Annotated in this window: 21 protein-coding genes and 1 pseudogene; 16 read left to right on the top strand and 6 right to left on the bottom strand. The window is 70.5% G+C overall.

Features of this window, described 5'->3' with window-relative positions:
* Positions 1 to 49 precede the first annotated feature (49 nt).
* Both OG310_RS01745 and OG310_RS01740 read right to left on the bottom strand, forming a co-directional pair.
* Positions 50 to 1573 (bottom strand): M81 family metallopeptidase, encoded by a 1524-nt coding sequence (locus tag OG310_RS01745; RefSeq protein ID WP_329454077.1) that lies wholly within the window; start codon positions 1571 to 1573, stop codon positions 50 to 52.
* 339 nt (positions 1574 to 1912) lie between these two features.
* Positions 1913 to 3148: an ROK family transcriptional regulator gene (locus OG310_RS01740; protein WP_329454076.1), complete on the bottom strand. Its 1236-nt coding sequence runs from the start codon at positions 3146 to 3148 to the stop codon at positions 1913 to 1915.
* Between the two features lie 305 nt (positions 3149 to 3453).
* On the opposite strand from OG310_RS01740, the gene OG310_RS01735 reads away from it, so the two are divergent.
* The 7 genes from OG310_RS01735 to OG310_RS01705 all read left to right on the top strand — a co-directional run bounded on the left by OG310_RS01735 (position 3454) and on the right by OG310_RS01705 (position 12492).
* Positions 3454 to 5271 (top strand): peptide ABC transporter substrate-binding protein, encoded by a 1818-nt coding sequence (locus OG310_RS01735; RefSeq protein WP_329454075.1) that lies wholly within the window; start codon positions 3454 to 3456, stop codon positions 5269 to 5271.
* A gap of 106 nt (positions 5272 to 5377) precedes the next feature.
* The gene (locus OG310_RS01730; protein ID WP_329454074.1) at positions 5378 to 6337 is read left to right on the top strand and encodes an ABC transporter permease; all 960 of its coding nucleotides are present in this window, start codon (positions 5378 to 5380) and stop codon (positions 6335 to 6337) included.
* A complete protein-coding gene (locus OG310_RS01725; RefSeq protein WP_329454073.1) occupies positions 6334 to 7251 on the top strand; it encodes an ABC transporter permease in 918 nt (305 codons plus the stop codon). Before OG310_RS01730 ends, OG310_RS01725 begins: the two co-directional genes overlap by 4 nt.
* Entirely contained in the window at positions 7248 to 8945 is a 1698-nt protein-coding gene (locus OG310_RS01720) for an ABC transporter ATP-binding protein (RefSeq protein ID WP_329454072.1), read from the top strand. The genes OG310_RS01725 and OG310_RS01720 overlap by 4 nt, the downstream gene beginning before the upstream one ends.
* A 32-nt stretch (positions 8946 to 8977) precedes the next feature.
* Positions 8978 to 9958: an ROK family protein gene (locus OG310_RS01715; protein WP_329459987.1), complete on the top strand. Its 981-nt coding sequence runs from the start codon at positions 8978 to 8980 to the stop codon at positions 9956 to 9958.
* Between the two features lie 745 nt (positions 9959 to 10703).
* A complete protein-coding gene (locus OG310_RS01710) occupies positions 10704 to 11624 on the top strand; it encodes an SDR family oxidoreductase (protein ID WP_329454071.1) in 921 nt (306 codons plus the stop codon).
* A 1-nt stretch (position 11625) separates the two neighbouring features.
* Positions 11626 to 12492, top strand: a complete 867-nt coding sequence (locus OG310_RS01705; protein WP_329454070.1) for a MaoC family dehydratase — start codon at positions 11626 to 11628, stop codon at positions 12490 to 12492.
* Positions 12493 to 12549: 57 nt separating this feature from the next.
* On the opposite strand, the gene OG310_RS01700 is transcribed toward OG310_RS01705, so the two are convergent.
* Together OG310_RS01700 and OG310_RS01695 are read right to left on the bottom strand one after the other, a co-directional pair.
* Positions 12550 to 13341, bottom strand: a complete 792-nt coding sequence (locus OG310_RS01700) for an acyl-CoA thioesterase domain-containing protein (RefSeq protein WP_329454069.1) — start codon at positions 13339 to 13341, stop codon at positions 12550 to 12552.
* 36 nt (positions 13342 to 13377) lie between these two features.
* Complete coding sequence (locus OG310_RS01695) at positions 13378 to 14010, bottom strand: TetR/AcrR family transcriptional regulator (RefSeq protein ID WP_329454068.1); 633 nt, start codon at positions 14008 to 14010, stop codon at positions 13378 to 13380.
* Positions 14011 to 14367: 357 nt separating this feature from the next.
* On the opposite strand from OG310_RS01695, the gene OG310_RS01690 reads away from it, so the two are divergent.
* The 5 genes from OG310_RS01690 to OG310_RS01670 all read left to right on the top strand — a co-directional run bounded on the left by OG310_RS01690 (position 14368) and on the right by OG310_RS01670 (position 20813).
* Complete coding sequence (locus OG310_RS01690) at positions 14368 to 15540, top strand: acyl-CoA dehydrogenase family protein (protein WP_329454067.1); 1173 nt, start codon at positions 14368 to 14370, stop codon at positions 15538 to 15540.
* Positions 15537 to 16691 carry an acetyl-CoA acetyltransferase gene (locus OG310_RS01685; RefSeq protein WP_329454066.1) on the top strand — a complete coding sequence of 385 codons (1155 nt, stop codon included), beginning with the start codon at positions 15537 to 15539 and terminating at the stop codon, positions 16689 to 16691. The genes OG310_RS01690 and OG310_RS01685 overlap by 4 nt, the downstream gene beginning before the upstream one ends.
* 5 nt (positions 16692 to 16696) lie before the next feature.
* Positions 16697 to 17095: a Zn-ribbon domain-containing OB-fold protein gene (locus OG310_RS01680; protein WP_329454065.1), complete on the top strand. Its 399-nt coding sequence runs from the start codon at positions 16697 to 16699 to the stop codon at positions 17093 to 17095.
* Between the two features lie 13 nt (positions 17096 to 17108).
* On the top strand, positions 17109 to 19235 hold the full coding sequence (locus tag OG310_RS01675) for an acetate--CoA ligase family protein (RefSeq protein ID WP_329454064.1): 2127 nt from the start codon (positions 17109 to 17111) through the stop codon (positions 19233 to 19235).
* A gap of 249 nt (positions 19236 to 19484) precedes the next feature.
* A complete protein-coding gene (locus OG310_RS01670) occupies positions 19485 to 20813 on the top strand; it encodes an MFS transporter (protein WP_329454063.1) in 1329 nt (442 codons plus the stop codon).
* A 102-nt stretch (positions 20814 to 20915) separates the two neighbouring features.
* Here OG310_RS01670 and OG310_RS01665 read toward each other — a convergent pair whose 3' ends face one another.
* Positions 20916 to 21467: a TetR/AcrR family transcriptional regulator gene (locus OG310_RS01665; RefSeq protein WP_329454062.1), complete on the bottom strand. Its 552-nt coding sequence runs from the start codon at positions 21465 to 21467 to the stop codon at positions 20916 to 20918.
* Positions 21468 to 21586: 119 nt separating this feature from the next.
* Between OG310_RS01665 and OG310_RS01660 the strand changes: the two genes are divergently transcribed.
* On the top strand, positions 21587 to 22636 hold the full coding sequence (locus OG310_RS01660) for an aldo/keto reductase (RefSeq protein ID WP_329454061.1): 1050 nt from the start codon (positions 21587 to 21589) through the stop codon (positions 22634 to 22636).
* Positions 22637 to 23242: 606 nt separating this feature from the next.
* On the opposite strand, the gene OG310_RS01655 is transcribed toward OG310_RS01660, so the two are convergent.
* Entirely contained in the window at positions 23243 to 23665 is a 423-nt protein-coding gene (locus tag OG310_RS01655; RefSeq protein WP_329454060.1) for a MarR family winged helix-turn-helix transcriptional regulator, read from the bottom strand.
* 162 nt (positions 23666 to 23827) lie between these two features.
* On the opposite strand from OG310_RS01655, the gene eno reads away from it, so the two are divergent.
* The 3 genes and pseudogenes from eno to OG310_RS01640 all read left to right on the top strand — a co-directional run bounded on the left by eno (position 23828) and on the right by OG310_RS01640 (position 26873).
* On the top strand, positions 23828 to 25135 hold the full coding sequence (gene eno, locus OG310_RS01650) for a phosphopyruvate hydratase (RefSeq protein WP_329454059.1): 1308 nt from the start codon (positions 23828 to 23830) through the stop codon (positions 25133 to 25135).
* Between the two features lie 348 nt (positions 25136 to 25483).
* Positions 25484 to 26131, top strand: a pseudogene (locus OG310_RS01645) (MFS transporter); the annotation flags it as partial.
* Between the two features lie 211 nt (positions 26132 to 26342).
* The gene (locus OG310_RS01640) at positions 26343 to 26873 is read left to right on the top strand and encodes a hypothetical protein (protein ID WP_329460532.1); all 531 of its coding nucleotides are present in this window, start codon (positions 26343 to 26345) and stop codon (positions 26871 to 26873) included.
* Positions 26874 to 26936: the final 63 nt, after the last annotated feature.

The following is a 26936-nucleotide window of genomic DNA, read 5'->3' as shown; positions in this document are numbered from 1 at the left end:
GGGTGTGGACACCGGCCGTTCGTCCGGTGGGAGCGTCGGCGCCGCCGGCTCACTCGTCCGTTGCGGAGAGCGGTTCGTCGGAGGGGGGGATGATGCGGGCCGTCAGGTCCGGTTCCGCCATGTTCCGGTCGAACGGGAACATCGGGCGCCGAATGCGGTGGTGGCCGAGGCGCACCAGGTCCTGGTCGACGCCGCCCGGCGTGAGCGCGAGCTTCCAGTCGGCCGACATGTCGAAGAGTTCGGGTTCGAGGTAGCCGATCTTGACGATGACGACGTCGGCACCGCGGGGGTCGAGGTCGAGGTCGGTGAAGTCGTGCTCGTGGTGGTACGGCTTGCGCAGCTTCGTGAGGATCGCGTACACACTGCCGACCCGCAGGACCACCTCGGTCTCGGCGTCACGATCGCCGTGCCGAATCGCGTGGACGACACCGGTCAGCGTGAGGGGGCCGGCATGCCGGTCGTCGACCTCGGCGCCCGCGGTGACGGTCACGGTCGCGCCGAGGCCCGCCGCCGCGGCCGCGGCGACCGCCGCGGGGCCGGGCACCGACGCGTAGATCACGGTGGGGCCCGAGGGGTCCTTGAACTCAGGCCGCCCCAGGACGTGTTCGAGTCCCCAGGTGACGTCGCCCGCGCCGCCGGCGGTCGGGTTGTCGCCCGAGTCGCTGATGAAGTAGGGACGGGCGGAGGAGGCCAGGGCGTCGTCCAGGCAGGCGTCGAGCGTGCCGGTCGGTGCGACGAACGCGAAGTCCTCGCGTGCCTCGTAGAAGGCGCGCGCCAGCCGCTCGGCGCCCTCCGAGACAGCACTCTCGTCCTGCCCGGTCACCACGACTACCGCGCGGTTGCGCGGTTCGTCGGCCCAGGCGTAGCCGACCCAGATCGCCGCGTCGGTGACGCCCTGCGCGGCCTCCACCTCCGGGACTCCCGCGTAGACACTCCTCGCGGGCTCGATCCGCGTGGAGGTCTGCTCGCCGGCCAGCAGCACCGGCACCGGGACCCATGCCTTGACCGGCCGGGGCGCACCCGAGGTGAGCAGCTCGACGAGGTTGCGGACGGCGCGCTCCTTCGTCTCCATGGCGTCCTCGTGCGGCGCCATCCGGTAGCAGGTGATCAGGTCGCTGCCGTGGGCCAGTTCGCGGGAGACATTGCCGTGCAGGTCCATGGAGGTCGACACGATGACGTCGGGGCCGACGGTCTCGCGGACGCGGGCGAGCAGCAGCGCCTCGGCGTCGTCGATGCCCTCGACGGTCATGGCGCCGTGGATGTCGTACCAGAGGCCGTCCAGCGGGGGCATCGCCGCGAGGCGCTCGATCAGTTCGTCGGTCAGGGAGGCGAAGGCCTCGGCGGTGACCTGGCCGCCGGGCAGTGACTTACCGACGAGGGCGCCGTGCCAGTCGGCGGCCACGGTCAGCGGCTCGTCCGGGGCGAGGAACGGGTAGCGGGTCATGACCTCGTCCCCGCGCAGCGGGTGGAAGGCGGAGGCCTCGGTGCGTGCCGGCGAGAAGGTGGACGATTCGATGCCCAGTCCGGCGATGGCGATGACGGGGCGGGCGACGGGCTTGCGGGGACGTGGCATGGCTCCTCCTGGGGCGTGCGTGTGCAATCGGTGCTCTCGTGTCCGCGTGGGCGTGTGGCCTGCGCGGGCCGTGTCGTGACGTCTGTGGTGTGGCGGCGGCCGGTTCGATGCGGCGGCCGTCGTGCCGGCGCCGCGCGCCTCTCGCCGCGGCTGGTGTGCTGTCAGGGATCGGTGTCCGGCCGGGGGGCCGTGTCTGTCGGGCCGTCGGGTTCTCACGGCTGCGTCAGTGTGACCGCCGGCGCGGGCACGGCGTCGTGCCGATGCGGCCGTGTGGTGGGTTTTCCGCGGGGCGGCCGTGGCCGAGGGGGCCCGTGCCCGGTGGGTCCCCGGACGCCGCGTTCACACCTCCGTCGTCGCCTCGCTCTGATGCGGGAGGCCGGTACGAGGAGCGCCCTCCGCCGCGCTCCCGAACGCCAGACGCACCGCGCGCTGGAGTGCGAACTGGCCTGCTCCGAACAGTCCCGCGTCCACTCCGAGGCTCGCTCGTTCGATGGTCAGGTGTTCCGTGACGAGCGGGTGGCAGGCCTCGTACAGCTGGCTGCGCACCGCGGCGACCAGTGGTTCGAGCGTGGACAGGATGCCGCCCAGGTACACGGCGTCCGGGTTGAAGAAGTTGACGTTCGCCGCGAGCACCTGGCCGAGGTACCGCCCGGCGCGCCGTACGGCGCTCGTCGCCGTCGGGTCCGCGTCGGACGCGAGGCGTACGACGTCCTCGATCGAGCCGATGTCGACGCCGCGTTCGCGCACGATGCGGACCAGTGCCGCCCCGGACGCGACGGTCTCCAAGCAGCCGCTGTTGCCGCAGGAGCAGGGGATGTCCCCGGCCGCGTCGATGCGTACGTGGGTGATGTCGCCGGCGGCTCCGGTGGCGCCGCGGTGGAGCCTGCCGTCCACGATGATGCCCGCGCCGATGGCCGACCCGATCTTGACCATGATCGTCTGGCGGTGCCGGTCGGGGTGGGTGGCGTACTCGCCCACGGCCATGCAGTTGGCGTCGTTGTCCACGGCCGCCGGTACCCCGAACCGCTCGGTCAGCCAGGGGCCGACGGGGAACTTGTTCCAGCCCGGCATGCGCGACGGCAGGGTCACGACTCCGGACGACGCGTCGACGGGTCCGGGCAGCGACAGTCCGACGCCCCTGAGCCGGCCGCGGCCGTGCCGCTCGGCCAGCGCCTCCAGTGTGTCGGCCAGCCGGGACAGGGCCACCTCGGGGCCGTCCGCGATGGCGAAGGGGACCGTCGAAACGTCGGTCAGGCCCCCACCGGGCTGTACGACGCCGACGCGGGCGTGCCGGCCGCCGACATCGGCGGCCACGGCGAACTCGTCGGCCCCGCCGAGGCGCAGGACCTTGCGCGGGCGCCCGCCGCCGGACGCGCGGGTGCCCTGCTCCGCCACGAGTCCGCGTTCCACGAGCTGGCTGACCGTGATCGAGATCGTGGACGGCGCCACACCGAGCCGTTTCGCCAGCTCGGTGCGCGTCACGGCCTGCCCGGAGGCGATGAGTTCGAGGAGTCGCGAGGCGAGCGGCCGTGCACCTCCGGCACCGCCCCGGTGCGGTGCACTTACGTCAGTCATGGGTGAAGTTACTTCCGGAACGGGGATGTTGGCGCTGACACTACGCCCGGTTCCGGGAGTCGTTTGTGGCGCAGGTCACACGAGAAAATACGGGTAGTACGGGTTAAATATTGACCAGATGGGGCGATCGACAGGGCTCACACCTCACCCTCGACCCTTATTTCATTTCAAAAGAAACCTATTTTTTACGAACCAGCATTTGTTTTTTCGGCATCGGCGGCTTTGACTGCTGTCCCAAGCGCCCCTGCCGTGATGTCTCCCGCTCCTGGTGGGACCAGGCGGGCCGTTTCACCTTGAGGAGAGTCATGCTTCCTGCTCGTATGCGGCAACGCCGCCGCTGGGCACTTGTCGCGGGCGCCGCCGCCTCGGCGACCGCGCTGGTCGCGGGGTGCAGTGGGTCGAGCGGTGGTGGTTCCGCGTCCGCCTCGTCGGACACGATCAACTACGCGCTGCCGGCGAACTTCACACCGAACTGGATCCTCCCGCTCGGCACCGCCGCCCACCTCAACACCAACAACAACTCGATCATCGCGGCCCTGTGGGAACCACTGATCGCCTACGACGGCTCGACCGGTTCGATCCAGTGGAACAAGAAGGCGTCGCTGGCGAACGCGGCCGACTTCGCCAAGGACGGCAAGAGCGTCACGATCACGCTCGGGAACCGGCACTGGAGCGACGGCAAGCCCGTCACCTCCCGCGACGTGCAGTTCTTCTACAACGTCGTCAAGGCCAACAAGGGGCAGTGGGCCAGCTACAACCAGGGACAGGCGCCGGACAACTGGACGTCGTTCAAGGTCGTCGACGACACCCACTTCACCATCGCGTTCGACAAGGCCTACAACCCGCAGTGGATGCTGGCCAACGAGCTGCCTCTCATCACCGCGATGCCGCAGCACGTGTGGGACAAGACCTCCGCGTCCGGCAAGGTGTCCGACGCGGACAAGACCCCGGCCGGCGCCAAGCAGGTGTGGACGTACCTCAACAACGCCGCCAAGAACATATCGGCCTACGCGAGTGACCCGCTGTGGAAGACCGTCGACGGTCCCTACACCCTCAAGTCCTTCTCGAGCGCGGGTAAGGTCGTCCTCGCCGCCAACAAGAAGTACGACGGCGGCGAGAAGGCCAACATCTCGACGGTGAACCTCCTTCCGTTCACCACCACGGACGCCGAGGAGAACGCGCTGCGTTCCGGGCAGGTCGACTACGGCTACATCAACGCCAGCGACCTCGACCAGAAGTCGTCGTTCACCAACCTCGGTTACGACGTCAAGCCGTGGACCGGCTGGGCCATCACCTACATGCCGTACAACTTCAACAACCCGACCATGGGGCCGGTGTTCAAGCAGCTGTACGCACGACAGGCGGTCCAGGAGTCGATCGACCAGACCAGCCTCGCGAAGGTCATCTTCAACGGCACCGCTGTCCCCGGCTACGGCCCGATCCCGACCGCCGAGGCGTCCGACTTCGTCTCCTCGGCCCAGAAGGACAACCCGTACCCGTTTTCGACCGCCAAGGCCAAGGCGCTCCTCGCCGCGCACGGCTGGTCCGAACAGGGCGGTGTGATGGTCTGCACCAGCCCCGGTTCGTCCGCTTCGCAGTGCGGCACGGGTGTCGCCAAGGGCACCAAGTTCGAGATGCAGGTGCTGTCGCAGTCCGGCTCGCCGGTCACTGACAACATGATGAGCGCGATCCAGTCCTCCCTGGAGAGGACCGGCATCAAGTTCGACATCAAGACCGCGCCCGTCAACTCGGTGCTCTCGCAGACCCCGCAGTGCACCGCGTCGCAGTCGATCTGCAAGTGGCAGCTGTCGTTCTTCGGCACCGCGGGCAGCTGGTACTTCCCGGCCTTCCCGACCGGTGACTCGCTCTTCCAGACCAAGGGCGGCTCGAACTTCGGCAACTACACGAACCCGTCGGCCGACAAGGTCATCGGCGCGTCGACGACCTCGTCGACCAACGAGGCCGTGCAGCAGTACAGTGCCGCGCTCGCCAAGGACCTGCCCGTCGTCTGGCTGCCCGAGCCCGATTACCAGATCTCGGTGATCAAGAAGGGACTCGGCGGCTTCGCCCAGGACGCACTCGCCAACTTCCACCCCCAGCAGTGGCAGTGGACCGGCAAGTGACGACCGCGTCCCACGGCGCCGGCCCGCTCATGAGCGGGCCGGCGCCCTCGCGGACCACCGGGCACCGCCCGCCCCGTTCCCCCGAACCGAACCGGCCGGATGACACATGACGACCTTTCTGTACCTGACCCGGCGTGTCCTGCAGGCCATCGTCGTGATCTTCATCGTCACGATCGTGGTGTTCTGCCTGCTGCACGCGCTGCCCGGCGGCCCAGCCCGCGGCATCCTGGGGCCCCAGGCCTCGGCTCAGCAACTGGCTGACTTCAACCACGATCAGGGCCTCGACAAGTCGCTGCCCGTGCAGTACGTCTACTACCTCGGCCGCCTTCTGCACGGTGACTTCGGCACCTCGTACACCCTGAACGAACCGGTGTCGCAGCTCATCGTGCAGCGTCTGCCGAAGACCCTCGTGCTGACCGTGCTCTCGGCGGTCATCGGGCTGCTGCTGGCCATCCCGCTGGGCATGTGGCAGGCCGTACGACGCAACAAGGCCGTCGACTACGTCGCCACGACGCTCAGCTTCATCGCCTACTCGACGCCCGTCTACTTCCTGGGCCTCATCCTGGTGCTGGTGTTCAGCCAGATCCTGCCGATCCTCCCGCCGCAGGCGCCCCAGGGCGACACACTCGCGCAGGTCTTCGCCGACCCCCAGGGCCTGGTCCTGCCGGTCGTCGCGGGCGCGGCCTCCATGGTCGCCGTCTTCAGCCGCTACATGCGCGCGGCCACCCTGGAGAACCTTTCCGAGGACTACGTGCGCACAGCACGCGCGGGGGGCTCGCGTGGGCGCTCCCTGTTGTGGCGCCACGTGTTCCGCAACTCCCTCACGTCCGTCGTGGCCATGCTCGGTTACTACGTGCCGGTCGTCTTCGGCGGATCGCTCGTCGTCGAGCAGCTGTTCAACTACCCGGGAATGGGCCTGCTGTTCTGGTCCGCGGCGCAGTCCTCCGACTACCCGGTGCTGCTCGGCTGCGTCCTCGTCATCGCGGTCGCGACCGTCGTCGGCACGCTCCTCGCCGACGTCGTGCAGCGCCTCATCGATCCACGAGTGAAGGAAGGTCGCTCATGAGCGCCGTACTGCAGCCGGGCCAGGCGCCCGGCACAGGGGCGTCCGCCGAGACGGACCCCGAAGCGGCCGGGACCACCGGCTTCCGCCTCGCGGTGCGCAGGTTCACGAAGAACCGGCTCGCCGTCATCGGGCTCGTGGCCGTCGTCGTGTTCTTCCTGTTCTGCTTCGTCGGGCCGCTCCTCTACTCGACCGACCAGACCCACACACTGCTGCACCAGGTGAACCTGAAACCGAGCGGTAGCCACCTGCTCGGCACCGACGCCGTCGGCCACGACGAACTGGGCCGGCTGATGTTCGGTGGCAAGGTCTCGCTGCTCGTCGGCCTCGCGGCCGGTGTCCTCGCGACCGTCATCGGCACCCTGTGGGGCGCCGCGGCCGGATACGCGGGCGGCTGGGTCGACGCGGCGATGATGCGCGTCGTCGACGCCGGCATCGCGATCCCCGCGCTGTTCATCCTGCTGGTCATCTCGGCCATATCTAACCCGGGCGTCCCCGGGCTCATCGTGATCATCGGCTTCGTGTCCTGGCTGGTGCCCTCCCGCCTCATCCGTGCCGAGACGCTGACCCTGAAGAACCGGGACTACGTCCTCACCCTGCGCGCGATCGGCGGCGGCCACACCCGCGCCATCGGCCGGCACATCCTGCCGAACTCGATCTCCACGATCGTGGTCGCCGCGACCTTCCAGGTGGCCGACGCGATCCTGCTCGTCGCGTACGTGTCCTACCTGGGGCTGGGCGCGCAGCCACCCGCCACCGACTGGGGCGGGATGCTGTCGGCGGGCCTGACCGCCGCGTATTCCGGCCGCTGGTGGCTCATCCTGCCGCCCGGCCTCGCCATCATCCTCGTGGTCTGCGCGTTCAACGCCATCGGCGACGGCCTGCGGGACGCTTTCGACGTGAGGGGACGCGGATGACCGCCGCAGAACGCTCCGCCGCAACGGAGCCCATACTCGAACTCGACGACCTCGGTGTCACGTTCACCACCGAGACCGGCGAGGTACCTGCCGTGCGCGGTGTGTCGCTCCAGGTACGCCCCGGCGAGACGCTCGCCCTGGTCGGCGAGTCGGGCTCCGGGAAATCGACCGTCGCGCTCGCCTCGATCGGGCTTCTGCCCGGCAACGCACGCGCCACGGGCAGCGCCTCGGTCGACGGCAACGACGTCGTCGCCGCCACCGAACCCGACCTCGCCCGGCTGCGGGGGAGCACCGTCTCCATGGTGTTCCAGGAGCCGGCCACCGCGCTCGACCCCCTCACACGGGTCGGCGCCCAGATAGCCGAAGTCATCACCAACCACCGGGACGTACCGGCCAAGGAGGCCGCGGCCGCGGCAGTGGACCTGCTGCGCCGCGTCGGCATCCCCGATCCGGAACGCCGCGCGTCGGCATTCCCGTTCGAGCTCTCCGGCGGCCAACGCCAGCGGGTCGTCATCGCGATGGCCATCGCCAACGACCCCAAGGTGCTGATCGCCGACGAGCCGACCACCGCGCTCGACGTCACCGTGCAGGCCGAGATCCTCGACCTGCTGCGCGAACTCACCGTCGGCTCGGGCACGGGAGTACTCCTCGTCACCCACAACATGGGAGTCGTCGCCGATTTCGCCGACCGGGTCGCCGTGATGCTCAAGGGCGAGATCGTCGAGACCGGCACCGTCGAGGACGTCCTGCTGCGGCCCACCCACGAGTACACCAAGCGGCTGCTCGCCGCGGTCCCGCGCCTCACGGTGGCGGAAGGAGGAGAGGGCCCCGCCGCTGTACAGGAGGGACCCGCCCTTCCCGAGCCCGTCGTGGACCTCCGGGAGGTCTCGGTCGTCTTCGGCCGCGGCCGCCGGGCGGTACGGGCGCTCGACGGCGTCTCCCTCGTCGTGCGGCCGGGCGAGACGGTCGGCCTCGTCGGCGAGTCGGGGTCCGGCAAGTCGACGGCGGCCCGCGTCGCGCTCGGCCTCATCACTCCCTCGGAGGGTGCGGTGCACCTCTTCGGATCCGACCTGCACAAGACGCGCCGGCGCGACCGGCACGCCATGCGCGCGGGCATCGGCGTCGTCCTCCAGGACCCGGTCGCCTCGCTCGACGCCCGCATGACCGTCGCCGAGTGCATCGCCGAACCGCTGCGCGTCCACCGGAGCGGCATGTCCGCCCGGGAACGCGCGGCGCGGGTCGGGGACATCCTCGAACGGGTGCGCCTGCCACGCTCGTTCGCCCAGCGAGCGCCACGCGAACTGTCCGGAGGCCAGCGCCAGCGCGTCAGCCTCGCGAGGGCACTCGTTCTCGACCCGCGGCTCCTCGTCGCGGACGAACCCACCAGCGCCCTCGACGTGAGTGTCCAGGAGACGGTCCTCGAAGTGATCACCGAGCTCCAGGACGAACTCGGCTTCGCCTGCCTGTTCGTCTCCCACGACCTGGCCGTGGTGCAGCAGTTCGCGGAACGCGTCGTCGTCATGCGCCTCGGACGCATCGAGGAACAGGGGCCCACGAAGACCACTCTCATGCACCCCGAGAGCGACTACACGAGCAGGCTCCTGGCCGCCGTGCCCGTACCGGACCCGGTGAGGCAGCGGCAGCGCCGGGCGGAACGCCTCGCGGCCGCCGGCGGATCGGACGGCGTCGCGTGAGCTCGTCGACCGACCCTGGGACCCCGCGCGAGCTGTACGCGGGGATCGACATCGGGGGTACGACCACCCAGGTCGTGCTCTGCACGGACGGTCTCGACGTGGTCGACCGTGCCGAAGTCCCCACTCCCGCGGCCGAAGGCGGTGACGCCATGGTCGGCGCCGCCCTCGGAGCGCTGCGAGGCCTTCTCGACAGGACACCCGCCGCACGGCTGACGGGCGTCGGTGTCGGCGCCGCGGGCGTCGTCGACGCCCGGACAGGGCACATCCTCGTCGCGAGCGACTCCTTCACCGGCTGGGCCGGCTTCGCGGTCACCAAGACCGTCGAGGCCGCACTCGGCGTGCCCGCGTTCCTCGACAACGACGTCAACGCGTTCCTGCGCGGCGAGGCGTCGAGGGGCGCTGTCGCGGGCGAACCGTACGCGCTGGGCATCATGCTCGGCACCGGCGTCGGCGGGGCGCTCTGGCTGGGCGGCGAGCTCTTCGAGGGTCTGCACGGAGCCGCGGGCGAGATCGGCCACGTCCCGGGCTTCGGCGACATCCGCTGTACGTGCGGCGGGCACGGCCACCTGGAGACCCTCGCGTCCGGCCGGTCCATCGCCGCCCGGTACCGGGAGCGGACGGGAAACATCGCGACGGCGAAGCAGGTCGGCGCGGCGGCCGGCCGCGGCGACGCCGACGCGCTCGCCGTGTTCGACGCCGCGGGCGCGGCACTCGCCCGCGCCATCGTCATCGTCGCGGGGGTGGCCGATGTGACGACTGTCGTCGTGGGCGGCGGTGTCAGCGGCGCCTGGCACCTGCTGGAACCGCGCATCCTCGCGGCACTCGCGGCAGAACCGCCCGTCAGCGGCGTTCCGATCACCCTGGTCAGGGCGGCACTGGGCAGCAGCGCTGTCGCCGTCGGCGCGGCCTCCCGCACCCGCACGGAACTGACGGCAACCGGCACGGCGGGGGCCCCGGCGGCTTCGGGTGCCGCGAAGGCACCGGAGTCGGCTGGCTCCGCGGTGCCTGGTTGAGCAAGTCCGGGGGATTGGCTGCGAGCAGGGCGGGAGGGTGCTCCGCACCCGTGGGTGAAGACAGTCCCGGACACCCTTCGCCTCGGCACCCCGCACCCGGATCGACGACGGGCTGAAGGCCGCGCCGTCGTCGGCTCCGTAGCGGCCCGGCACGAGAATCACGACCACGCACGGTGACGCCGAACCGGCCATCCCTGTTGTCGTCATGCCGGCGACGCTCGGATATCGCCTCCGAGCGGCGCCGGCTTCGGCACGTCTGCGGCCGGCGACCGGGCCCGCTGCCCTCCGTGCCCCGACGTCCTGCTCGATCGGCGGCGCCGGGAAGGCGCCGCACAGGTAGCGCTCAGCGACGCCGAGTTGAGCCCTCGCGTGGCGTCGGCGATGTCGTTTGCGCCTCGCCGCACGCCTTCGCCCGGGGTTCGGTTCGTGCACGAGCACAGCAGCGGCCTCTTCCGCTGTCCCGCGGGTCTCGGTGTCCCGCGGGTCTGCTCGCTCCCTGCGGCGAAAGCGCGGCAGGAGGAAGCGGAGGGTGCGACCCGGCCGTTCACCGTCCCTCATCGTCGGCCGCGAGGGTCGGGGAGCGAGGTGCCCGAGGCGCAGCGTCGGATCTTGGTCGTAAGTCGCTTTCCCAGCCCGAGGGTTGACATCGATCCGCCATACCGAGACTCTTTTTAGAAAGTGATTCTAGCATTGACCGGCTCCGCGGAACCGCGGCGCCGGGACCGAGTCGTGGACGGGAGGACGTATGGGCGTCATGGACGGCCGGGTGGTGATCGTCACGGGTGCGGCGCGCGGGATCGGTCGCGGGCACGCGTTGGAGTTCGCACGACAGGGAGCACGGGTGGTGGTCAACGACCTGGGAGCGGAGGTCGACGGCAGCGGCGCTTCGTCCGGCCCTGCGGGCGAGGTCGTGCGGGAGATCCGCGACGCCGGTGGCGAGGCGGTGGCGAACGGCGACGACGTCGCGGACTTCGACGGCGCACGCCGGCTCGTGGAGTCCACGGTCGAACGCTTCGGCGACCTGCACGTCCTGGTGAACAACGCCGGCATCCTCCGTGACCGCATGCTCGTGAACATGACCGCCGACGAGTGGGACGCGGTGATCCGGGTGCACCTGGGAGGCACGTTCGCCCCGCTGCGCCACGCGGCGGCGTACTGGCGGGCTCAGGCGAAGGCGGGGGTGCGCGTGGACGGACGTGTCATCAACACCACGTCCTCATCGGGCATTTACGGCAACCCCGGGCAGGCCAACTACGGTGCCGCCAAGGCGGGAATCGCCGGGCTGACCGTCATCGCGTCGCGCGAACTGGAACGCTACGGCGTGGCGGTGAACGCGGTGGCCCCGGCGGCGCTCACCCGGATGACCAAGGGGCTGCGACCCGACCGGGTGGCTCCGGCGCCGGACGCGTTCGACGCTTCGGCGCCGGAGAACATCGCGCCGCTGGTGGTCTGGCTGGCCGGTCCCTCGGCCCACGGCATCACCGGCAGGGTGTTCAACGTGCGCGGAGGATCGATCAGTGTCGCGGAGGGCTGGCACGCCGGGCCGGGAGCCGAGAAGGAGTCCCGCTGGGAGCTCTCCGAACTGGACGAGGTGATCCCGGCCATGGTGGGCAAGGCCCGTCCGAACGCCTCGCAGAACGGTCGCGCCCCCCTGGAGAGCACCTGACATGACCCTCGATCGCAGTGTCATCGGAATCGAGTCCGCACCCGTGGAGCGGTCCTGGACGTCCAAAGACACGCTGCTGTACGCGGTGGGTGTCGGCGCGGGCCTGGACGACCCGCTGTGCGAACTGGCCTTCACCACGGAGAACTCGCAGGGCGTGCGGCAGCAGGTCCTGCCGACCTTCGCGGTACTCGCCACGCAAGGAGGCGGCGGCAGAGGCATCGGGACGTTCGACCCGGCGATGCTGGTGCACGCGGAGCAGTCCTTCGCTCTCCACCGGCCGCTCACACCGGCAGGAACCGTACGCGTCACATCGAAGGTCACCGGGATGTACGACAAGGGATCGGGCGCTCTGGTGACCAGCGAGGCGGTGGCCGTGGACCCCGTCTCCGGTGAACCGGTGATCACCTCGCGCAGTGCGCTGTTCGTTCGCGGTGAAGGCGGGTTCGGAGGCGATCGCGGCCCCAAGGGAGACTGGTCCGCGCCGGACCGCGCGCCGGACCACCAGGTCACCGTCCCAACGAGGCCGGAGCAGGCGCTGCTCTACCGGCTGTCCGGCGACCGCAACCCGCTCCACAGTGATCCCGCCTTCGCGACGAAGGCAGGATTCGAGCGCCCCATCCTGCACGGACTGTGCACCTATGGGATCACGGGGCGGGCGCTGCTGCACACGCTGGCGGCGTCGGACCCGTCACGTTTCGTGTCGATGTCAGGTCGCTTCAGCAGTCCGGTGGTTCCGGGGGAGTCGCTGACCGTGTCCGTCTGGGACGACGGCGACAGCGCACGCTTTCGTACCACCAAGACCGACGGGACGGTCGTGATCGACCGCGGGCACGTCCGCGTTCGCGGGGTGGACGGGCCGGGCAGCTGACTCCCGCCCCCTGCCGGTTCGGTGGCGCGTGTCCAGGCCCGGTCCCGGACACGGGGTTCAGGCGGGTGACGGGTTGGCCACTGCTGTGGTCATGCAGTAACCGATCGGCCCGGCCGAGTCGTGCATGGTGCAGTGCCCGACGGCGACCCCGTCCTCGCTGGTGTGGGCGGTCGACTCCAGGCCTATGGCATCACTGAGCGGCAGTCTCCTCAGGCACAGGGTGTAGTCGGCGTTGATGAACTGCAGGCCGGTGTCCGCGCTGTGGGCGAGCGGACTCGCGGTGTCCGCGGCGAGGGCCGCCCGTACGAACGGCGACAGGGGTTCGCCTGCCACCAGCTCACGCGACTCGCGCAGCCAGGCCCGGCGCCTGCCGTCGCCGCGCCAGCCGTCCTTCGCGGAGGCGTTGTGCTCGTCGAACATCCAGGCCGTCCATACTCTTTCGCGCGGTGCGAAGAGCTCTTCGGGGGGTGGGGCGTCCCAGGGCGGAGTCTCCGGGATGTGGCCGGGTGGCTCCTCGCTGCGCCGCAGCATGACCGTACTCGCCCGGGCGACAAGGCCGTTCGCACCGTGAACGGTGGCGTCGGCGACCCGGACGCGTCGTCCGTCGCGCACCCGGTGGGTCTGAACGCGCAGGGGCGCCATCGGCGCGTTGCGGAACAGGTCCACGGTCAGCCGGGTGAAGTGGAGGCCGTCTGCCGCATGTTCGGCCTCCAGCGCCCTGGCCGCCAGACCGCCGAGCAGGCGACCATGGATCATGCCCGATGTCCACCAGCCGCGTGCGTGCGCCGCGGGCAGGAACTCGTCCCCCGCCCGGGTGAAAAACGCCTCCCGCTGCTCCGTCTGGGCCACGAGCGCCTCCGTTCGTGTGGTCTGACGGTCCGTCCGTCAGCTCTCGTCCCGCGTCGATCCGAGCCGGCGGATCAGTACGACCGCGGCTTCGGTGACCTTGTTGGCCTGGCGTTTGGACGAGCAGGTCGCGATCTCGCGGCCCGCCTCGCCGATGATCGTGGTCAGCACGGCGACCGTGAGCCGGTCGACGGAATCGATGCCGGCGCCGAGCAGCACTCCGTTCTGCCGGACCCACTCACGGCTGCGCGTACGCCTCGCCAGTTCGAAGCCGGGTGGACCGTCGCCGTCCATGAACAGCCTGGCCAGGTCCCGGCGTTGCCAGGAGCCCTCCAGGAAGGCCCGCGCTCCCGCGATGAACAGGGCGAGCGGATCGTCTCCCTCGCCCGCGGCCCGGGCCGCGGCAACGGCGGCCACCGCATTGCGCTCGTGGGTGGCCTGGTGCTCCTCCCAGAGTGCGAGGAAAAGCTCGGTCTTGCCCCCGAAGTGGTGGTAGAGACTGCCGACGCTGGAGTCGGCGCGTTCCACGACGGCGGCGACACTCGCCTCGGCGAAACCCTTGTCGCAGAACACCTCGCGGGCGGCGCTCAACAGCACGCGGCGGGTTTCCGCGGTGCGGCTCCACTGCCAGGCGTTGCCCCCGGTTGCGGCGTTGCCCGCGCTTCGCGTCATGGGTCCTCTCCTCGCGTGCAGCCGACGGCCGCCGACATGCCCACCGTACCGAATCCAATCTTAGAATTGAGTATCGCACTGTGCCGGTTGTGCTTACTCCGCCGACCGGCCGTGCTCCTCCTGCCGCCGGCGAGGGGCCGGCCCGTCCGGTTCCTCGGGTGGGTCATGCGGCCGGGGCCGGCCCGGTTCTGTCCCGGTCCGATACGTTCGCCGGCCCCACATCGGTGGCACCGACGATGCCAGGCGTCTTGACACGCTTGTCGGCCGGGACCAGTCTGAGTTTATTCCTAGAGTTGCGTTCTAGAAACAATCCCCGGGCGTTCGCCCGCACGCCCTGAGCCGGAAGGACTTCCTTCGATGGTCGATTTCTCCCTCAGTGACGAGGAACGGCAGATCCGGGACACCGTGCGCACCTTCATCTCCAAGGAGGTGATGCCCCTGGAGCAGGACGTGCTGCGCAATGAACGGACAGGCGCTCCGGCCGTGGACGCGGGCGTCCTCGCCGAACTACGGGCGAAGGCGCGCAGGGCAGGCTTCTGGGGGGTGAACACGCCGGAGGAGTACGGCGGGATGAATCTGGGTGCCGTCATGTCGGCCATCCTGGCGATGGAGACCGGCCGGACCTTCGTACCGTTCAGCTTCGGCGGCTCCGCGGACAACATCCTCTACAGCGCCGACGACGAACAGAAGGAGCGCTACCTCCTCCCGACCATCGAAGGTGAGCGGCGTTCCTGCTTCGCCATCACCGAGCCGGGAGCGGGCTCCGACGCCCGGAACATCCGTACCCGCGCCGTGCGCGACGGCGGCGACTGGGTGATCAACGGCGAGAAGACGTTCATCACCGGCGGCAACGAGGCCGACTTCGTGATGGTCTTCGCCGTCACCGATCCGGACCGGGGCGCGGATGGCGGAGTCACCTGTTTCCTGGTCGACCGGGACATGGGCTGGAAGTCCGAGCCGATCCACACGATGGGGCAGTGGGGCCCGGCGGCGCTGGTGTTCGACAACGTGCGAGTGCCCGCCGAGAATGTACTGGGTGAGGTCGGCCAGGGGTTCTCCCTGGCGTTGCGGTGGATCGGTCAGGGGCGCTACATGATCCCGGCGCGTGCCATCGGTTCCGCCGAGCGGATGTTGCAGATGGCTGTGGACTACGCCAAGATCCGGCACTCGATGGGCCGTCCGATCGGCGACTACCAGGCCATCCAGTGGCAGATAGCGGACTCCCAGGTGGAGATCGAGTCGACCAAGTGGCTTACGCTGTACGCCGCTTGGCGGGTCCAGCAGGGCATGGACGCCCGTCATGCCTCCTCCATCGCGAAGCTCAACGGCGCTCTGATGGCCAATCAGGTGGTGGACCGCGTGCTGCAGATCCACGGCGGCATGGGCTACACCAAGGAACTGCCGATCGAGCGCTGGTACCGGGAGCTGCGCCTCCTGCGCATCTTCGAGGGCACCGACGAGATCCAGCGCCGCACCATAGCCCGCAACCTTCTTAAGGGACACGTACGACTCGGCGGGATCGGCGAATGAGTCCGCGCAGGCGCGCGGCGATCGTCGGAGTGGCGGAGTCGGAGGTGGGCAAAACCCCGCACCTGACCGTGCTGTCCCAGCAGGCCAGGGCGAGCCGGGCGGCCCTGGCCGAGGCCGGCCTCGGGCCGGCGGACGTGAATGCGCTGTTCGTCGCGGGGAACTGGTCGTGGGCGCCGGCACTGACACTGGCGGAGTACCTGGGCCTGCGGCCCGACTACCTGGACGGCACCAACATCGGCGGCTCCTCGTTCGAGGCACACGTGGGCCATGCGGCCGCCGCGATCGAGGCCGGGGTCATCGACGTCGCACTGATCACCTACGGCAGCACCCAGCGCAGCAACCGTTCCCGCGGCGCTGCCAGGCCACCCGCGACGTTGACCGAGCAGTTCGACCGTCCCTTCGGACTGCCCCAACCGGTCGGCGCGTACGCTCTGGCCGCCAACCGCTACCTTCACCAGTACGGTGCGACCGGTGAACAACTGGCCGAGGTCGCGGTGAGCGCCCGCCGGTGGGCGGCGCTCAACCCGGACGCCTACTACCGCGATCCGATCACGGTCGACGATGTGCTCGACTCCCCGATGATCAGCGAACCACTCCATCTGCTGGACTGCTGCCTGGTCACGGACGGCGGCGGCGCCGTGGTGGTGGCCGCGGAGGACCGGTGGGCCGACCTCGGCACCCATCCGGTCGAGGTGCTCGGCCACGGCGAGACGACCACGCACAGCTCCATCGCCCAGATGCCCGACCTGACCGTCACCGGGGCGGCGCGGTCCGGCCCCACCGCGATGCGGATGGCCGGGATCACCCACGACGATCTCGATCTGCTGGAGATCTACGACTCCTTCACGATCACTGTGCTCCTCACGCTCGAATCCCTGGGCCTGTGCAAGCCGGGGGAGGCCGGGGAGTTCGTCGCACACGGGCGAACGGCCCCCGGCGGCGAGATGCCGATGAACACCAACGGCGGCGGGCTGTCCTACACCCACCCCGGGATGTACGGGATCTTCCTGCTCATCGAGGCGACCCGGCAGCTACGGCACGACTTCGTCTCCGACCCGGACCGACAGGTCGACGGTGCCCGGCTCGCTCTCGTGCACGGAACCGGCGGAGTCCTCTCGTCCGCGTCCACCGTCGTCCTGGGAAGGAGTTGATCACTGTGGCGGATCTCGCGTCCGATGCGGAGACCCAGCCCTTCTGGGACGGCATCGCCGCCGGGGAACTGCGGCTGCAGCGCTGTCGGGACTGCGCCCGTGCCGTGTTCTACCCGAGGGCCCTGTGCCCGCACTGCTTCGGTGACCGGCTCGACTGGTTCACCTCGCCAGGGACCGGAACCGTCTACTCGTACACCGTCGCGCACCGGGCCTTCAGCCCCTCCGCGGGCACCCCGCCGTACACGGTCGCGCTGATCGACCTCGACGAGGGCGTGCGGATGATGTCCCGGATCGTCGGCGGCGGCCGGGTCAGGATCGGTGACCGGGTCGAGCTGGAGATCACCCGACTGGGCGGCGAGGGCTCTCCCACGCTGCCGTGCTTCCGAGTGAGGGAGACCGCATGAGCAGGAAGACCGTATGAACGCGGGCAGGAAGCGGCTCGGCCCTGAGGCGATGCGAGCCCTCTTCACGCCCGGGTCCATCGCGCTGGTGGGCGCCACGGACAAGTCGGGCTGGTCGCTGTCGACGTTCGACAACCTCCGCAACAACGGCTTCCCGGGGCCGGTCCACCTGGTCAATCCCCGTACCGACGTGGTGCACGGGCAGCCCGCGCGGCGCAGCCTCACGGACATCGGCGAACGTGTCGACATGGCGTACGTCATGGTGCCGACACCCGCGGTACTGCCCGTGCTGCGGGAGGGCGCGGGCCTCGGCATCCGCAGTTACGTGGTGCTCACCGCGGGCTTCGGCGAGACCGGCCCGCGGGGAAGGCAACTGGAGGAGGAGATCCTCGCCTTCTCCCAGGAGAACGGGCTGACCGTCCTCGGGCCGAACGGCAACGGGTACATCAACGCCGCCACGCGGACCACACCCTACGGACTGCCGATCCCGCCGCCGCTGATCGGCGGCCCCGTGGGCGTGGTACTGCAGAGCGGAGCCCTGGCCAGCTCCATCCTGTCCTTCGCCCAGGCCCGCAACGTCGGTCTGAGCCTGCTCACCTCCATGGGCAACGAGATGATGGTCTCGGTCACCGACGTGATCGACCACCTCGTGGACGATCCGGCCACCAAGGTGATCGCGCTGTTCCTCGAATCCGTGCGCCATCCCGAGGAGTTCGCGCGCGCGGCCCGCCGCGCCGCCGCGGCGGGCAAGCCGGTCGTGGCGCTCAAGATAGGTTCCAGCACGCTCGCCTCGCACACCGCGCAGGCCCACACCGGAGCGCTCGTGGGCGACGACGCTGTCGTCGAAGCGGCGTTCCGCGAACTGGGCGTGGTGCGCGTCCGTTCGCTGGAGGACCTGATCATCACCTCCGGACTGCTGGCCCAGACCGGCCCGATCAGTGGTCGGCGGATCGGGGTGGTGACACCCTCGGGCGGGGCGTGCGAGATCGTGGCCGACCGGGCCGAGCAGGAGGGGCTGGAACTCCCCGCCTTCGCCCCCAAGACGGTGGCGCGGCTGGAGGAACTCCTGCCGGATTTCGCGACCGTGCAGAACCCGCTGGACGTCACCGGCTACGTCGTGGTCGACCGGACGCTGCTCAGCCGCGCCCTGGAGGTCGTCGCCGACGACCCGGGCATGGACGCGATCATGCTCCTGTCCGACCTGCCCCGGCTGCCGCCGGCCGACCTGAGCGCGACACTCGGGAACTTCGGCGCGACCGCGCAGCGCATCCGCGACGCACAGCGGCCGGTGATCGTCGCCAGCAACATGCTCACCGATGTCACGGAGACGGGTCGTCACATACAGCGGGAGACGGGATTCCCGTACGTGGCGGGCGGCATCGAGCACGCCATGACGGCGATCGGCGCGGCCGTCCGATGGTCGCGCACACTGCCCGCCGCCGCCACCGCGCCACCCGCCGAGGCAGGCGCCGCGCCGGTCGTGCACGGGGAGACCACGGGGCTCTGGACGGAGTACCGGGCATCGCGGCTGCTGCGGGACAACGGAGTCACCGTCGTCCCCTCCGCCCTGGCCGCCACTGAGGACGAGGCGGTCGCGGCGGCCGACGGGTTCGGGTACCCGGTCGTTCTCAAGGCGGTTGCCGACGGGCTCGGTCACAAGAGCGACCTCGGGGGCGTGAAGCTCGCGCTGAACGGACCCGAAGCCGTACGCCGGGCCCACCGCGAGGTGTGCGAAGCCCTCGGGCGGCACGGGATCACCGGCAGCGGCACCCTCGTGCAGCCGCAGCGCCGAGGAGGTGTGGAACTGCTGGTCGGTGTGGTCCGCGATCCCGCGTGGGGTCTGACCCTCGCCGTCGGTCTCGGCGGGGTCTGGGTCGAGGCGCTGCGTGACTCCGCACTGCGGCTGTTGCCCGTGGACGCCGCCGAGATCCGTCGGGCGCTGGGCGAACTGCGCGGCGCCCGGCTGCTGGAAGGGGCGCGCGGGTCCGAGCGCGCGGACCTGGACCAGGTCGCCGAGGTGATCGCCCGGATCGGCGCGCTCGCAGGCGGGCTGGGACCGCGGCTCGAATCGCTCGAAGTGAACCCGCTGCTCGTCCGCGGGGGCGAGGTCGAGGCGCTGGACGCGCTGGTCACCTGGAACTGAGCGCCCTCCCGTAGCGCCACCCGGAGGCCGCCGCGGTCGCCCGCCGCGACCGCGGCGGCCTTCGTCCACCACCTGGCAGCCGCCTCGGGAAAGGCCGGCTCGCCGCCTTGACGACCAACGGTCCCAGGCGCCGGCGCCGGGATGAGAGGGAACTCCCGCGGCATACTCGCGCTCCGCGAACGGCGCTGCGCGGCGGAGTGAGGGTCGGCCGGATCAGGTACTTGGTCCACTCGCAGAAAGGCCGGAGCAATGAAGCTCTCCTACATGCGCGAACTCGACGAGTACCCGACCGGCGGGCGCCGCATGCGCATCCTCGGCATGGCGGTGCTCGCCGTCCTGATCGGATCGTACGAGGGGCAGATCGCCCCCGTGGTCCCCCTGATGCTCAAAGACCTGCACATGTCGCTGTCGACGTACGGCACGGTGTCCGCCCTCGCGACCATCGCGGGCGCCCTCGCGTCCGTCATCGGCGGCCGGCTCACCGACACCGTCGGGCGGGTGCGCCTGCTCATCCCGTTCATGCTGCTGACCACGGTGTGCTGTGTGCTGATGACGACGGTGCACTCGCCCACGCAGCTGCTGCTGGTCCGGATCGCGCTGTCCGTCATCGACGGCATGTCACTGGCGGGCACCGCACCCATCGTCCGGGACTTCTCGCCGCGGATGGGCCGCGCACAGGCCTTCGGCTTCTGGACCTGGGGGCCGGTCGGGGCCAACTTCCTCGCCGCCGCGATCGCGAGCGCCACACTGCCACTCTTCCACGACTCCTGGCGCTCCCAGTTCGTCATCATGGGCGCGGTGTCGCTGATCGCCTCGCTGGTGATCGCGTTCAACATCGCCGACCTCTCGCCCCGACTGCGCGGCCGTATCCGGCAGACGGAACACCAGGCACTGGCCACCTCGGAGCGCGCCGATCCGCCCAGGGCGCGGGAACTGCTGGCGCACCGCACCATCTGGGCCCACGTCGTCGGCATCGCGCTGTGGCTGGTCCTCTACCTGACGTTGTCCCTCTACGGGCCGACGATGCTGGGGGAGTCGTTCGATCTGAGTGCGTCGACCGCGTCCGGAGTCATGTCGGTGTTCTGGGTGCTCAATCTGCTCACCGTCGTGGCGAGCGGCCGGATCTCCGACCGGCTGCAACTGCGCAAACCGCTCTGTGTGTTCGGCACACTCGCGACGGCGGTCGTCACCGGGTACCTGCTGATCCTGATGCATCGCCAAGACGTCTCCCCTGCGCACGTGATGATCACCGGCGCTCTGCTCGGCGGAGCCATGGGTGTCTCCTACGGGCCCTGGATGGCCAACTTCTCCGAGGACGCCGAGGACATCGACGCGCGACTGCAGGGCAGTGCCTGGGGGCTGTTCGGCTTCACGTCCAAGGCCGTGGCGGTGCTGGTGCTGTTCGCCGTCCCCCGTGTGGTCGGCCACGCCGGCTGGCACCTCTGGATGGTCATCTCGCTCGGCTGCATGGCACTGTTCCTGCCGGCGTCGCTGCTGTTCCACGGGCCGTGGCGTCGTACGTCCCCGCTGCCGGCCACGACGGGCGCGGCCGCCCCCGAGCCCGGCGCGTCGGACTGAGGCCACATGGTCAGCGTCGCGCCTCCGGCGCCCGGCACGTTGAGTCGGGTGGGGCCGCGCACCCGCGGGTCGGCTTCAGGGGGGCGCGGCTTCAGGGAGGCGCTACGGGCGGAAGCCGTCGATGGCCAGTTCCAGTAGACGGTCGGCCTGGGCGATGCCGTCGGGGGTGTCGGGGGTGCGCCACAGGCAGCTCATGAGCATGATGACGTCGACCGGGTCGATGCCGGGGCGTACCTCGCCGGCGCCTTCGCACGCGTCGAGGAGCTGCGCGACGGCCGCGGTGACGGGCGGCCAGGAGGCGCTGACGACCTCTTGCGCGGCAGCCGAGTGCAGTGCCTCACCCAGGCCGTGCTTGATGCGCACGTAGGAGGCCAGGGTGGTGAACCACTGCCGCAGCGCGTCCAGCGGGGGGTGTGCGGCGAGGACGTCCGGCACGGAGTCGACGAGCCGCTTCGTGTCGTGACGGTGGACCTCAAGGATCAGCGCCTCGCGGGTGGGGAAGTGCCGGTAGAGCGTGCCCGGGCCGACGCCCGCGCGCTTGGCGATCGAGTTGAGCGAGGCGTCCGGCGACTCGGTGAGCGCGTCGTGGGCGACCTGGAGGATCAGCTCCCGGTTCTTCAGAGCGTCGGAGCGCTGCGGCGCACTGTCGGCCATGGGTCCTCCTGCGGTGTGAGCGGTCACCCGTTTGCGATACGGAGAACTCTCCGCTAACGTCGGAACGGTCAGGCGGAGATCTCTCCGCTTTTCTTCCGTTTCCCACAGTAGGAGCCCCCGTGCGTTACATCAAACTCGGCCGCACCGGCCTGGACGTCTCCCCGGTCGCCATCGGCGCCATGACCTACGGCGAGCCCGACCGCGGCCACCCGGTCTGGTCCCTGGACGAGGCGGCCGCCCGCCCCCTGATCAGGCACGCCCTGGAAGCCGGGGTCAACTTCTTCGACACCGCCAACCTGTACTCCTACGGATCCAGCGAGGAGATCCTCGGCCGCGCACTGAAGGACTTCGCGAACCGCGACGACGTCGTCATCACCACCAAGGTGCGCCACGCGATGCGCCCCGGCAGCCCCAACAGCGGTGGCCTGTCCCGCAAGGCGATCATGAGCGAGGTCGACCACAGCCTGCGCCGCCTGGGCACCGGCCATGTCGACGTACTCATGATCCACCGTCTCGACAACGACACCCCGATGGAGGAGACGCTGGAGGCCCTGCACGACGTGGTGAAGTCCGGCAAGGCCCGCTACCTGGGTGCCTCGTCCATGCACGCCTGGCAGTTCGCCAAGGCCCTCCACCTCCAGGAGCGCCACGGCTGGGCCCGCTTCGTCACCATGCAGGACCACTACAACCTCCTCGCGCGGGAGGAGGAGCGCGAAATGCTCCCACTGTGCGCCGACGAAGGCGTCGCCACCATGATCTGGAGCCCGCTTGCCCGCGGCCGCCTCGCCCGCCCCTTCGACCAGGCGAACGCCGGCGTACGCTCCGCCACCGACGGCGCTTACGCCGACATGCTCTACAAGGCCACCGCCGACAGCGACCGCGTCATCATCGACGAAGTCGGCGCCATCGCCGCGGCTCGCGGTATCTCCCGCGCCCAGGTCGCTCTCGCCTGGCTGCGACGCAACCCCGTCGTCGCCGCTCCTGTCGTCGGCGCCCGCACGGTCCAGCAGATCGACGACGCCGTGGCCTGCGTCGAACTCGACCTCAGCGACGACGAGGCCCACCGCCTCGAAGCGCCCTACACCCCCCGCCACGACTTCCAGGGCGTCTCGGACGCACGCGAACTCGACCGCATCAAAGCCGCTATCCCCGGCTACGACAACCTCTGACACCCGCCGCCCGCGCCACGCACAGCCACCGCTGCCACCGCCGCCGGGCGCCGCGGCGACCTCGGCGGGAAGGTCGGCATCGACTCCGCACGCGGACTGTCGTCGCTGCGCGGGAGCGCCCAGACGAGGACGCGCGCACCGGGGAGCAGTTGGTTGGTGTCGGCGGCGACGAGCGTCGGGCCCGCCCGGCCCTCGCGGGCGGCGACTGGCGACGGCACGGCCGGGCCACGGGCGGCTACCGAGGTGGTTCAGCCTCGCTGAGCCGGTCGTGCGGGCCGCGTGCGTGCTGAGTGGCGCTCTGGTCTACGACCTCGCCACGGGGCTTCTCGCGGTTCCACGGCTCCGACGCCAGCGGGCTCGGTGCCGCGCGAGGCTTCGTCGAAGGCATGCAGTACAGCGAGGGCGCGGTGCCGTCCGCGGTGGGCCGGACACAGCCGCGCGGGTGGCGACGGCGCCCCGGTCACTGCGGGCCGCCGACGGTTCTTCGACCTGCGTCGGCCCGGTCACGTCGAAAGGGTAGGCCACGCCGCACGCAGATGCGGCCCGAGACCACCGAGGACGCCACGGTCAGGCGCGGCGGCCGGCGGGCACATGGCGATCGCTCGTCTAGCGTGTGGCCAGCCGGTCCAGCAGCGTGGCGCTTCGAGCCAGCAAGTCCCGCTCTTCATCGGTGAGTTCGGCCTCGATGGCCTGAGCGAGCCAACCGGCCCTGCGGCCGCGTTCCGCTTCGAGCGCGGCCCGGCCCGCGTCCGAAAGTTCGACCAGCGACTTGCGGCCGTCCGTGGGGTGCGTACGGCGCGTGATCAGGTTCTGCTCCATGAGCAATCCCACGGCCCGGGCCATCGACTGGGGGCGTACGCGCTGATCGGCGGCGAGGTCGCTGGTGGTCATGGCGCCGTCGCGGTCGAGTGCACCGAGCACGGCGACCTGGCTCAGCGGGATGCGGTCCTCGTGTTTGACGCGTCGGGTGAGCTTGCCCATCGCGGTGCGCAGTTCAGCGGCGATGGCGGCGGCTTCCGAGGTGGGCATACGGCACTTTACCCCGTTGGTCAGCGTGGCTGTGCTTCTGACCTGCACAGCAATGCTGTACAGCAAAACTGAGCAGCATTGCTGTATTGTTTGCCTGGTCGGGCTCAGCGCCAGCGCCGTCGCAGCCGGGGTCGCGGCATACGACAACGGGAAGGAACTCCCATGTCCGCACAGGCAGTCGGAACCATTGACGCCGCTATCGAGACCGTCACCGCCCGCCGGATCATCGACAGCCGGGGCAACCCCACGGTCGAGGTCGACGTGGTCCTGGCGGACGGGTCCCTCGGGCGCGCGGCGGTCCCCTCCGGTGCCTCCACCGGCGCTCGGGAGGCCGTGGAACTGCGCGACGGAGACGCGTCGCGCTGGCACGGCAAGGGCGTCGACCGCGCGGTGGCCCACGTCAACGGGGAGATCGCGGCGTCGGTGCGCGGCCGGGACGCGGGGGACCAGGCGGGTCTCGACGCCGCGCTGGTCGCCCTCGACGGCACCGCCACGAAGTCCCGGCTCGGCGCCAACGCGATCCTCGGCGTCTCCCTCGCCGCCGCCAAGGCCGCTGCGACGGCCCACCGCCAGCCCCTCTACCGCTACCTCGGCGGCGCGGACGCCCACCTCCTGCCCCTGCCGATGATGAACATCGTCAACGGCGGCGCCCACGCCGACAACCCGCTGGATTTCCAGGAGTTCATGATCGCGCCCGTGGGCGCGGACACCTTTGCCGAAGCCGTCCGCATGGGCAGCGAGGTCTTCCACACCCTGCGCCGCGATCTGCTGGCCGCCGGGCACTCCACGGGCGTCGGCGACGAGGGGGGCTTCGCGCCGGCGCTGCGTACCGCCGAGGAGGCCCTCGACTTCGTGATGACCGCCATCGAGCGCACCGGCTACCGTCCCGGCACGGACATCGGCCTGGTCATGGACCCGGCGTCGTCGGAGTTCTTCCGCGAGGGGCTGTACGACTACGCGGGCGAGGGGGTGCGCCGTACTCCCTCCGAGCACGCCGACCACCTTGCCGGGCTCATCGACGCCTACCCGGTCCTCTCCATCGAGGACCCGATGGCGGAGAACGACCTGGAGGGCTGGCGCGAGTTGACCGCCCGCGTCGGCGAGCGCTGTCAGCTCACCGGGGACGACGTGTTCTGCACCAACGAGACGCTGCTGCGCGAGGGTATCCGCACCGGCGTCGGCAACTCGGTGCTGGTCAAGGTCAATCAGATCGGGACCCTGACCGAGGCGCTGACCGCGGTGGCCGTGGCCCACGAGGCGGGCTGGACGGCTGTCATGTCACACCGCTCAGGCGAGACGGAGGACACCACCATCGCGGATCTGGCAGTGGCGACCGGCTGCGGTCAGATCAAGACGGGCTCGCTCTCCCGCTCGGACCGCACCGCCAAGTACAACCAACTGATCAGAATTGAAGAGGAGTTGGGTGACTCTGCGCGCTTCGCGGGCCGCGCCGCACTGCGTCGGGCCTGACGAGCGGGCAGAGGTGGAGGACCGCGCGCCCGTGGCGATCGGGGCCCGCTCATGGGCCTGAGAGGCGTGGGCCGGGCGCGGGGCCCATGTCCGGCGTTCGGGCTGGGGACCCTGCGCGGGGCTGCCGGCCCTCGCGTCGAGGCACGGTGACGTACCAGGAGGTCGGAGGTCCCTCGGCGCCTGGTGGCCGGCCCTGAGCTCCTCCATCTCATCAGGGCTCACGTAGCGTTGATCGCTGCCCGCGAGCAGGAGGAGCAGGGCGCAGCCCTCCCCCGTTCTGTCCCCGCGCCGGTCGCGGACCGCAGATCCGGTCCGGCCACAACGGGCCCGTGGTATCGCAGGAACGCGATGCGGAACGGGAAGGCGGCGGCCTCGATCAGGGCTGAGTGTCGTGCGGTGCACCTGTCGGACCTGCTGTGGATCGTCGACGCCTATGTCGTGATCTTCGCCTGCCTGGTCATCCCCGCCGGTGCGGCCGGCGACAAGCTCGGCCGCAAGGGGGTCCTCATGGCGGGGCTCGGCATATTCGCCTGCGGCGCTGTCGTGTCGGCCACGGCCCCGGACGTGGCGATCATGCTGGCCGGGCGCGCCGTCACGGGCCTCGGCGCCGCCTGCGTCCTGCCCAACTGCGTCGGCATCCTCCTGCACGCCACTGCCCCCGGGCGCCGCCCGCACGCGCCGGCCATCTGGGCGGCGGCCTCCGGAATCGGCGGTGTCGTCGGCAACGTCGGGGGCGGCGCGGTGCTGAGTACGGGTTCCTGGCGCGCGCTGTTCATGGCGGTCGCCCTCATCGCGGCCGGCTGCTCGGTGTGGGCGGCCCGGTCGGCGCCGCGCAGCGCCCGGCAGGAGCGCACCCTCGACCTGCCCGGCACGCTGTTGTGCGTGGCAGCCGTCGTGTCACTGCTGATCGGAATCATCGAACGGCCCGAACAGGGGTGGGGCAGCACGGTCGTCCTCGCCGCCTTCGCCTGCGGCATCCTGCTGGGCCTGTGCTGGGTGCGTGTCGAACTGCGCGTTTTCCATCCGCTGCTCGACCCGCGGCTGTTTCGCAGCCCAGCACTCAGCACCGCCGGCGTCGGCATGACGATCACGTTCTTCGGAAACCTTCGGACTCTTCTACGTCAACGCCTCACTCCTGCAATACGGACGCGGCTTCTCCGTCCTGGAGGCGGGGCTCGGGATCATCCCGCTGACCATCCCGCTCCTGGTGGGCACCCGCTACGTTCCCGGGCTCATCCGCCGCCTCGGCATCCCCGCGACCCTCTGCGCGGCCTTCGTACTCACCGGCGCCGGCCTCCTCGGCCCCTCGTACGCCTCGACCATGGCCTACCCCGTGTACGCGGTCGCCCTGTTCGTCGTCGGGCTCGGCATCATGCTGGCCGCCCCCTGTCTGACCGCCCAGATCTTTTCGGCCCTGCCCGTCGAGAGGGCGGGCATCGCCGGAGGTCTGCAGCGTGCGACCCGCGAACTGGGCAGCGCTCTGGGCGTGGCTGTCGTCGGCACCATCGTCACCGCGGGGTTCACCGACCACCTGCCCACCGACCTGAGCCGTCACTCGCCGCTCCCGCACACGGTGCAGGAAGCGCTCATGCCGGCGCCAGCCGACCACACCGCCGTCACCGAGGCATTCACCCACGGCGCTGACACCGCGCTGCGCGCCGCCGCACTCGTCGTGCTCCTTGCCGGAGCCCTCGTCGTCGCAGGGGCCCGCCGGGCCCACCGGATCGCGCCGCGGTAGCCGAGGGCCCACACACCACCTGACGCGGCGCCCGCGCCGTGGTCAGGGCACTCCCCTCCCTCT

Source organism: Streptomyces sp. NBC_01497 (assembly GCF_036250695.1).
In the GTDB taxonomy this organism is placed as follows: domain Bacteria; phylum Actinomycetota; class Actinomycetes; order Streptomycetales; family Streptomycetaceae; genus Streptomyces.
The sequence above is the reverse complement of the archived record's forward strand: the minus strand, read 5'-3'. Positions and strand labels throughout refer to the sequence as shown.